Source organism: Leclercia sp. 1548 (assembly GCF_050435045.1).
GTDB lineage: Bacteria > Pseudomonadota > Gammaproteobacteria > Enterobacterales > Enterobacteriaceae > Enterobacter > Enterobacter adecarboxylatus.
Window position 1 is genome coordinate 330,901 of the sequence record NZ_JBNDJP010000006.1, and the last position, 8,728, is coordinate 339,628.

General features: G+C 52.7%; 8 protein-coding genes, 1 tRNA gene, 1 rRNA gene and 1 pseudogene. 4 read left to right on the top strand and 7 right to left on the bottom strand.

Annotated elements, in window-relative coordinates:
• Positions 1–77: 77 nt before the first annotated feature.
• Positions 78–545, top strand: coding sequence for a ribonuclease HI (gene rnhA / locus ABIE02_RS17655; RefSeq protein WP_032616665.1), 468 nt, complete (start codon positions 78–80; stop codon positions 543–545).
• On the opposite strand, the gene ABIE02_RS17660 is transcribed toward rnhA, so the two are convergent.
• The gene (locus tag ABIE02_RS17660; RefSeq protein ID WP_059309144.1) at positions 546–1,262 is read right to left on the bottom strand and encodes a class I SAM-dependent methyltransferase; all 717 of its coding nucleotides are present in this window, start codon (positions 1,260–1,262) and stop codon (positions 546–548) included.
• Positions 1,263–1,294: 32 nt separating this feature from the next.
• Here ABIE02_RS17660 and gloB point away from each other — a divergent pair, with 32 nt between their 5' ends.
• Together gloB and mltD are read left to right on the top strand one after the other, a co-directional pair.
• Positions 1,295–2,050, top strand: a complete 756-nt coding sequence (gloB, locus tag ABIE02_RS17665) for a hydroxyacylglutathione hydrolase (protein WP_130589261.1) — start codon at positions 1,295–1,297, stop codon at positions 2,048–2,050.
• Positions 2,051–2,121: 71 nt separating this feature from the next.
• Positions 2,122–3,489, top strand: a complete 1,368-nt coding sequence (gene mltD / locus ABIE02_RS17670; RefSeq protein ID WP_059308685.1) for a murein transglycosylase D — start codon at positions 2,122–2,124, stop codon at positions 3,487–3,489.
• 53 nt (positions 3,490–3,542) lie between these two features.
• Here the strand turns inward: mltD and ABIE02_RS17675 are convergent, their stop codons facing one another.
• The 3 genes from ABIE02_RS17675 to ABIE02_RS17685 all read right to left on the bottom strand — a co-directional run bounded on the left by ABIE02_RS17675 (position 3,543) and on the right by ABIE02_RS17685 (position 6,505).
• On the bottom strand, positions 3,543–4,313 hold the full coding sequence (locus tag ABIE02_RS17675) for a class I SAM-dependent methyltransferase (protein WP_117386000.1): 771 nt from the start codon (positions 4,311–4,313) through the stop codon (positions 3,543–3,545).
• A 76-nt stretch (positions 4,314–4,389) separates the two neighbouring features.
• Positions 4,390–5,190, bottom strand: coding sequence for an endonuclease/exonuclease/phosphatase family protein (locus tag ABIE02_RS17680; RefSeq protein ID WP_032616661.1), 801 nt, complete (start codon positions 5,188–5,190; stop codon positions 4,390–4,392).
• A 139-nt stretch (positions 5,191–5,329) separates the two neighbouring features.
• Positions 5,330–6,505, bottom strand: a complete 1,176-nt coding sequence (locus ABIE02_RS17685; protein ID WP_191153124.1) for an MFS transporter — start codon at positions 6,503–6,505, stop codon at positions 5,330–5,332.
• A gap of 104 nt (positions 6,506–6,609) precedes the next feature.
• Between ABIE02_RS17685 and yafC the strand changes: the two are divergent.
• Positions 6,610–7,514, top strand: a pseudogene (yafC, locus tag ABIE02_RS17690) (DNA-binding transcriptional regulator YafC); the annotation flags it as partial.
• A 30-nt stretch (positions 7,515–7,544) separates the two neighbouring features.
• On the opposite strand, the gene dkgB reads toward yafC, so the two are convergent.
• From dkgB to rrf, 3 genes are all read right to left on the bottom strand, one after another.
• Complete coding sequence (dkgB, locus tag ABIE02_RS17695) at positions 7,545–8,348, bottom strand: 2,5-didehydrogluconate reductase DkgB (RefSeq protein WP_032616658.1); 804 nt, start codon at positions 8,346–8,348, stop codon at positions 7,545–7,547.
• A 162-nt stretch (positions 8,349–8,510) separates the two neighbouring features.
• Positions 8,511–8,587, bottom strand: a tRNA-Asp gene (locus ABIE02_RS17700).
• A 55-nt stretch (positions 8,588–8,642) separates the two neighbouring features.
• Positions 8,643–8,728 (bottom strand): 5S ribosomal RNA (gene rrf, locus ABIE02_RS17705); the annotation flags it as partial.

Sequence of the window (8,728 nt, forward strand, 5' to 3'; positions counted from 1 at the left end):
CATCGGCTTTATTTTGCAGTGCTGATAACGACCATTTATGTCAGACTTACCGTTTTGATTACAGGATGTCTGCCAGGATGCGTAAACAGGTAGAGATTTACACCGACGGATCATGCCTCGGCAACCCAGGCCCGGGGGGCTACGGTGCGATTTTGCGTTATCGCGAACACGAAAAAACCTTCAACGAAGGCTACCGCCTGACCACCAACAACCGTATGGAGTTGATGGCCGCGATTGTTGCCCTTGAGGCGCTGAAAGAGCACTGCGATATTGTGCTGAGCACGGACAGCCAGTATGTGCGCCAGGGGATCACCCAGTGGATCCATAACTGGAAAAAACGGGGCTGGAAAACAGCCGACAAAAAACCGGTGAAGAATGTCGATCTCTGGCAGCGTCTTGATGCGGCACTCAGCCAGCATAAAATCCAGTGGGAATGGGTGAAAGGCCACGCAGGGCATCCTGAAAACGAACGCTGCGACGAACTGGCCCGCGCTGCCGCGATGAATCCGCAGCATGATGATGTCGGGTATAAACCGGAAGCCTGATTAGGGCTTGCGGTATTGCCGCGTGGCGCCCACGGCGGCACGCAGTCGGGTTTTCGCTTTACTTTGCTTCATGGGATTGAGCGTCAGGGGGATGGTTCGCTTGCGCGCCACAATCAGCTGCATACAGCCCAGCGCCGGGAAATGGGTGCTGAGCATCTTCCCGCCCTGCCGCGTCCAGGGTAATACCTGAAAACCGCTATGGTGCATCACCTCAAAGTTGAGCAGCGACAGCCAGTCCAGTTGACGCATCAGGGTGAACATCCGGCTGTTGTACGGCGGGGTGCGGCGCAGCACCGGCACCAGCTTGCGCAAGCCCATCAGGCTCATCGGGTTGAATCCGCTGATCACCAGCCAGCCATCGTCAATCAGAACCCGGTCGGCTTCGCGGAGTAAACGGTGGGGATCGTCGCACCAGGGCAGCGAATGCGCCAGCAGGCAGGCATCCACGGATTTTTCGGCAAACGGCAGATGTAACGGATTGGCCTTCACCTGAACAGGCTCGCCCCCCAGCGAAACATTGACCTGATGTGAAATCCCGCAGCTTTCAGAGTTGATTTCCGCGCTCAGATTGCCAATCTTAAGCAGGTGAAAACCATACATTTTCGCAAACCAGGGCTTTAGCTGCTGCTCAAGCGCTTCGCGATAGTATTCACCCCAGGGCAATTCCGCCCAATGTGCTGGTGCTGAGACAATCTGAGGTATCCTTGCCGGTTTCATCAAAACACCCGCCACGCTATGAGAGGTAATGTATGAATCTTATCAGTATTCCTGCTTTTCAGGACAATTACATCTGGGTTTTAACCAATGATGAAGGTCGTTGCATTATTGTCGATCCTGGTGAGGCTGAGCCGGTATTAAAGGCCATCGAGCAAAATCAGTGGCAACCAGAAGCGATCCTGCTCACGCACCACCACCACGATCATGTGGGCGGTGTCGCGGCGATCTGTGCGAAATTTCCGCATCTTGTGGTCTACGGACCCGCTGAGACACAAAATAAGGGCACCACACGCGTAGTCGAAGATGGAGAAAAGATCCTCATTCTTGAGTCGGAGTTTTCTGTAATTGCCACTCCGGGTCACACTTTAGGACATATCTCGTTCTTTAGTTTTCCTTATCTTTTTTGTGGCGATACGATGTTTTCTGGCGGCTGCGGGAGACTGTTTGAAGGTACGCCAGCCCAGATGTACCAGTCCTTCCAGAAAATTAACGCCCTTCCCGACGACACACTCATTTGCTGCGCGCATGAGTACACTTTAGCGAATATGAAGTTTGCGATGCACCTTCTGCCAGAGGATGTGGCGATTCAGGATTATTACCGCAAAGTGAATGAGTTACGTGCAAAAAATCAAAAAACACTGCCCGGAATTCTGAAAAATGAGCGTAAAATTAATTTATTTCTCAGAGCAAATGATATTGATTTAATTAGTAAATTTAATGAAGAAACAAATATGCAACAACCTGAGCAGTGTTTCGCATGGTTAAGGGCGAAGAAAGATAACTTCTGACAATTGCGTGTTGCCTTTTTAAATATTCGTCGTTATCATCGCTCGTCTTTTAAGCAACTATTGACACACACATGAAGGCAAAAGCGATATTACTCGCCTCTGTCCTGCTTGTGGGTTGCCAGGCGTCTCAGAACACTGGCAACGTACAACAGCACGCACAGAGCCTTTCTGCAGCTGGTCAAGGGGAAGCAGGGAAGTTTACAAGTCAATCGCGATGGGCAGACGATGGGACGTCTTTCGCACAGGATCAAGACTTGTGGGTCTCTATTGGCGACGAGCTGAAGATGGGGATTCCGGAAAACAGCCGGATTCGCGAACAGAAACAGAAGTATTTAAGCAATAAGAGCTATCTCCACGATGTAACTTTACGGGCAGAGCCGTATATGTACTGGATAGCAGGGCAAGTTAAGAAACGTAACATGCCCATGGAACTGGTACTACTACCCATAGTGGAGAGCGCTTTTGACCCACACGCAACGTCTGGCGCCAAGGCCGCAGGTCTTTGGCAGATCATACCGAGCACAGGGCGAAATTATGGTTTAAAACAGACCCGCAACTACGATGCACGTCGTGATGTGGTCGCCTCGACGACTGCCGCTCTCGACATGATGCAACGTCTGAACAAGATGTTCGACGGTGACTGGTTGCTGACTGTCGCTGCGTATAACAGCGGTGAGGGTCGTGTACTGAAGGCAATGAAAGCGAATAAAGCACGGGGTAAACCTACCGACTTTTGGTCGCTTCCACTGCCACGGGAAACCAAACTATACGTACCGAAAATGCTGGCTTTGAGTGAAATCTTCAAAAACAGCCAACAGTACGGCGTGAAGCTGCCGACTTCGGACGAAAGTCGCGCGCTGGCGAGAGTGCGTATCAACAACCCTGTTGAATTGAGACAGGTTGCGGATATGGCAGGTATCTCGGTCACCAAACTGAAAGCCTTCAACGCAGGTGTGAAAGGCTCGACGCTTGGTAACAGCGGGCCGAAATACGTTCTGGTGCCGCAGAAGCACGCTGAACAGCTACGGGTATCGCTGGCTGCAGGTGAAATTGCTGCGGTTCAGTCTACGCTGATCGCGGATAATTCACCGGTTAACAGCCGGAGCTATCAGGTACGTACAGGCGATACGCTTTCAGGCATTGCATCACGTCTTGGCGTGAGCACGAAAGATCTGCAGCAGTGGAACAAGCTGCGCGGCTCTACCCTGAAAGTGGGTCAGAACCTGACGATTGGCGCGGGTAACAGCGCACAGCGTCTCGCTAATAACAACGATAGCATTACCTATCGTGTGCAAAAAGGCGACTCGCTTTCGAGTATTGCGAAGCGTCACGGCGTGAACATCAAAGATGTGATGCGCTGGAATAGCGATACCGACAATCTGCAGCCTGGCGATCGGATAACGTTATTTGTGAAAAACAACGCCACTCCAGACTCCTGATTTCAGAAACCTGAAGTAAAAAGGCACCGATTCCCCTCGGTGCCTTTTTTGTTTTATCCCGCCTTTTGGGCTTCAGCGAAGAGGGTATCGCTGGTAAAGGAGCCTTCTTCCTGCAATGCAAAATAGGCTTTTACCTCAGCGGAAGCGCTGTCCTGATACAGCCTGATCGCCTGGCTTAATGCCTCGGGCGTGCGCATACGAGCAATCCAGGAGGTGAACTCCAGCGTCAGCCTGTCGGTTTCCAGTGCCCGCGTAATCAGCCCTGCTTCAGTGAACATGGATAACCACTCACCGCTGGAATAATTACGGACATGCGAGGTATCACGCAGGGCTTCAACCGTCTGCAACCAGATATCACGTACAGGATGACCCGGCGACATGATATCCATGATGATCACTAAACCGCCCGGCTTCAGAACCCGTTTAACCTCGCGCAACGCCTGGCCGACATCATGCCAGTGATGCGCCGAGTAGCGGCTAATAACGATATCGAACGATTGATCGGCAAAGGGTAAGGATTCAGCATAACCCTGACGGGTGGCGATATTCGCCAGCCCCTTCTCACTGGCGGCCGCAGAGACGACCTCCAGCATCTGGCTGGATAAATCGTATGCGGTTACATGGCTAACCTGCTGTGCCGCTACAAAGCTGGCATGACCCGCACCGCAGCCTAAATCCAGCACGCTGGCATCGGGGAAGTCGGCCAGACGTTCAGCCAGACGCTGCAGATCGCGCCCGGATGCGTGAACCGCACTGGTGAGATAGGCTTTCGCCTGGGAGCCAAACTGTTTTTCTACGTTGTCATGATGGGACTGTGTTGTCATTTTGCTGTCCTTCGGTTGATGAAAAATAAAGGGCAGCACCTGCGCAGGCCTGCCCCACGGCAGACCTGACGCACCTCTATCGCTCAGGCTTGCCGGGACTGAATTCGACGAGTAGCGGATTGTGATCGGATGCACGAGTCACCAGCACTGAGGCTTCGTGCACGTTCAGACCACGATAGAAGACAAAATCGAGTGGACGACCAAACGCCTTGCGACGCTGATCATCGGTAAAGCGTACTTCGCGCAGCGACATCTCACGCGCAAAGCGATAAAGCGCATTCATACGTGGACGGCTCCAGGCATTGAAATCACCGGCCATGACGACCGGACCGCTGTGATGCGCGATCTGATCGCCGATAGGCAGTAACTGTTTGCTGTAGACGTCAACGCCGAGGCTGAAATTGACCGCGTGAATGTTCACCACCATCAGCAGGCGAGTATCCGGCAGCGGGTATACGGTGACCAGAGCAGATTTTGCCAGGCGCAGGAGCGGCTCACGTTCGCGCAGTGGGCAGCAATAAACCGGGTGAGCGGCTGAGAGCGTCATCACGCCTGACGGATGCTGCGGCAGGACAAATGCCGGCACCTGGTCGGCGGCGAGGTAGTTAGTGGTTGCAAACCTTACCAGCTCAGGGGTGGTTTGCGCCTCCTGCAGCAGAACGAGATGCGCATCCTTACCAAAGTTCTGCAGGACGGATAACCATTCAGCACGCTGCTGTTTAAAGATATTCCACACCAGCACCCGAATTTTTTCATCGCTGCTTAAAGGTGCGCCGGCGGGCAACGCCTGACCAATGCTCGCAAACGAACCCGGCGGTAATATTCTCTCCGCAGGTTGTCCGGCAACATAACGCATGGCATAGGTATTTTTTCGCACGATGTGAAACGACCTCTATAGACAGAACCCGTCCAGAAACAGGAGCGGGTTCTAATGTTATAGGGTTTTCAGCTCACACTTTCAACGCAATTACGGATAAACCGCTGTTTCGTTTTGTTAGCAAGTGCTTACACCATGCTTATTCCGGCACAACACGGGCAGGATTATCCAGACGACCGCTCAGGCCAATCAACAAAAATGCGACAAGTACGATAACGGCACCAATCCACGGAGTTTGCGCCAGACCGAAGTGTTCGACGGTCTGCCCACCAATAATAGACCCGAGCGCAATCCCAACATTGAAAGCGGCAATGTTCAAACCAGACGCCACATCGACAGCGTTGGGTGTATACATCTCGGCTTTCTGCACCACATAAACCTGCAAGCCCGGTACGTTGCCGAAGGCGAAGATCCCCATCACCAGTACCGTCGCCAGTGCGGCATACTGCATTGAGGCAGTGAACTGGAAGACCAGCAGCAGGATAACCAGCGCGGCAAAGATAATTTTCAATGCCGGAACGGCGCCGTGTTTATCTGCCAGCTTGCCGCCCCAGATGTTGCCGATTGCTACCGAAACGCCATAACCCAACAGGATCCAACTGACTGCACTCGGAGAGAAGCCAGCCAGATCCTGCATCATTGGCGCCAGGAAGGTAAACGCGGTAAACACACCGCCATAACCCAGCGCCGTAATGGCATAGATCATGAGCAGACGTGGATGGGTCAGGACCTTTAGCTGATCACGCAACGTCGCTGCTGCACGACCTGGAATGTTCGATGGGATCAGTACCAGGCTGCTGATCAACGCAATGACCCCGAGCAGCGAGACCGCCAGGAAGGTTTCACGCCAGCCAAAATGCTGACCGATAAAGGTTCCCAGCGGCACACCGGTAACCAGCGCCACGGTTAAACCACCAAACATGATGGCAATGGCAGAGGCCGCTTTCTCTTTGGGTACCAGACTCGTCGCGATGGTTGAGCCGATGGAGAAGAAGACGCCATGGGCAAGACCCGTCAGCAGGCGGGCAATGATCAGTGTCGTGTAATCAGGTGCCTGCCAGGCAAGAATGTTTCCGGCAGTGAACAACACCATTAAGGCCATCAGCAACTGCTTACGCGGCAGGCGACCGGTTAATGCGGTTAGCACTGGCGCGCCAATCGCGACACCAAGGGCATAGATGGAGACCAGCAAACCTGCCGAAGGCAGTGAGATAGCAAGCTGGTCCGCAATCGTAGGAACCAGACCTACAATAACAAATTCGGTAGTGCCGATTGCAAAGGCACTGATCGTCAAGGCAAGTAGCGCCAGAGGCATAAAAAACTCCGTCTCATCAGGATTAAGATGACACGGAGTATGCGCCAGTGTTTAAATAACAAAAATGCTCAAAGTATCAATATAATTTTGCGGATTAAGCAACAATGAAAGCAACCTCTGAGGAACTGGCGATCTTCGTCGCCGTCGTGGAGAGCGGTAGTTTCAGCCGTGCCGCCGAACAGCTGGGTCAGGCGAACTCCGCCGTCAGCCGGTCGGTCAAAAAGCTGGAGATGAAGCTGGGTGTTAGCCTGCTTAACCGGACGACCCGTCAGCTAAGCCTGACCGAGGAAGGCGAACGTTATTTTCGGCGCGTGCAGTCTATTCTGCAGGAGATGGCGGCGGCAGAAACGGAAATTATGGAAACGCGTAGCACGCCACGCGGCCTGTTACGCATTGACGCCGCCACGCCTGTAGTGCTGCATTTCCTGATGCCGTTGATTAAACCTTTCCGCGAACGTTATCCTGAAATGACTTTGTCTCTGGTCTCGTCTGAAACCTTCATTAATCTGATTGAGCGCAAAGTGGATGTGGCGATCCGCGCCGGGACGCTGACCGATTCCAGCCTGCGGGCACGCCCGTTGTTCACCAGTTATCGCAAAGTTATCGCCTCCCCGGCCTATATAGCCCGGTTTGGCAAGCCTGAGACGATTGAGGAGCTTAAGCAGCATCTGTGCCTGGGCTTCACGGAACCGGTATCCCTTAATACCTGGCCCCTCGCCTGCCATGATGGCCAACTTCATGAAGTGGTCAGCGGCTTATCTTCGAACAGTGGCGAGACGCTCAAGCAGTTATGCCTTGAAGGGAACGGGATTGCCTGTCTTTCGGATTATATGATTGATAAAGAGATAGCCCGGGGCGAGTTGGTCGAGCTGATGGCCGATAAACGTCTGCCGGTAGAGATGCCCTTTAGTGCGGTCTACTACAGCGACAGAGCGGTAAGCACCCGAATTCGGGCCTTTATCGACTTTCTGAGCGAGCACGTAAAACAGCTCCCGAAGGAGCTGTAAGAGGGTTAAGGGTACAGAAGCGGGGGGTTAAATCAATCCCACTTCGGCGCCAGACCTTCCGGGCTGACCAGGCGATCGTTGCAATCCAGTGCTGCGATCGCTTTTTTATCGTCCTGATCCAGCGTCAGATCCTGAGCCAGCAGGTTGCTTGCCAGATTTTCACGTTTGGTTGAAGAAGGGATCACCGCATAACCCTCTCCCATCGCCCACGCCAGGATAACCTGAGCAGCAGTGGCATTATGTTCAGCAGCGATACGCAGAATGGTTTCGTCTTTCAGCGCTTTGCCGTAAGCCAGCGTCATATAAGAGGTAATATGGATGCCATGCTGCTGTGCCCATTCCACCACCTGACGGTTTTGCAGATAAGGAGAAAGCTCGATCTGGTTGGTCGCGATATTTTCTGCGCCGACAGCCGCAATAGCTTTTTCCATCAATGGGATAGTGAAGTTAGAAATTCCTATTTCGCGCGTCAGCCCCTGGGATTTGGCTTCCAGTAATGCCTGCATAAACTCTTCAACCGCTACCGCATCGTTCGGTGATGGCCAGTGGATCAAGGTGAGATCGACATAATCAGTACGCAGCTTTTTCAGGCTCTCTTTCAGGCTTGGGATTAACTTCTCTTTGCTGAGATTTTCAATCCAGATCTTGGTGGTGATAAAAAGTGCGTCGCGCGGTACAACGCTCTCTTCGATGGCCTGACCGACAGCGGCTTCGTTATCGTAGATCTGTGCGGTATCAAGGGCGCGATAACCCAGTTCGAGAGCAGTTTTAACGGATCCGATTACAACGTCGTCTTTCAGGCGGAAAGTGCCGAGACCAAATGCAGGGATAGCCATTGAATTCCTCTTTTTTCATCATGTTTGCTAATAAAGAGGATTATTACTGCTGTGGCTATTTGAAAAAAGAGCGTATTAAGCAGAGGATTTTTGCGTTTATGGCAATAATTAAAAAACAGACAAGAAAAAAGCCCTGAGCGTTAGCTCAGGGCTTTTAATAAGTGGCGGAACGGACGGGACTCGAACCCGCGACCCCCTGCGTGACAGGCAGGTATTCTAACCGACTGAACTACCGCTCCACCGAATACTTCTGTAACCACCGGGTTACTGCCCCGGTTCACTACGTAATTTGATGCCTGGCAGTTCCCTACTCTCGCATGGGGAGACCCCACACTACCATCGGCGCTACGGCGTTTCACTTCTGAGTTCGGCATGGGGTC

Coding starts and splice junctions, on each gene's coding strand:
- rnhA (WP_032616665.1), top strand. CDS start 78: ATGCGTAAACAGGTAGAGATTTACACCGACGGATCATGCCTCGGCAAC.
- ABIE02_RS17660 (WP_059309144.1), bottom strand. CDS start 1,262: ATGAAACCGGCAAGGATACCTCAGATTGTCTCAGCACCAGCACATTGG.
- gloB (WP_130589261.1), top strand. CDS start 1,295: ATGAATCTTATCAGTATTCCTGCTTTTCAGGACAATTACATCTGGGTT.
- mltD (WP_059308685.1), top strand. CDS start 2,122: ATGAAGGCAAAAGCGATATTACTCGCCTCTGTCCTGCTTGTGGGTTGC.
- ABIE02_RS17675 (WP_117386000.1), bottom strand. CDS start 4,313: ATGACAACACAGTCCCATCATGACAACGTAGAAAAACAGTTTGGCTCC.
- ABIE02_RS17685 (WP_191153124.1), bottom strand. CDS start 6,505: ATGCCTCTGGCGCTACTTGCCTTGACGATCAGTGCCTTTGCAATCGGC.
- dkgB (WP_032616658.1), bottom strand. CDS start 8,348: ATGGCTATCCCTGCATTTGGTCTCGGCACTTTCCGCCTGAAAGACGAC.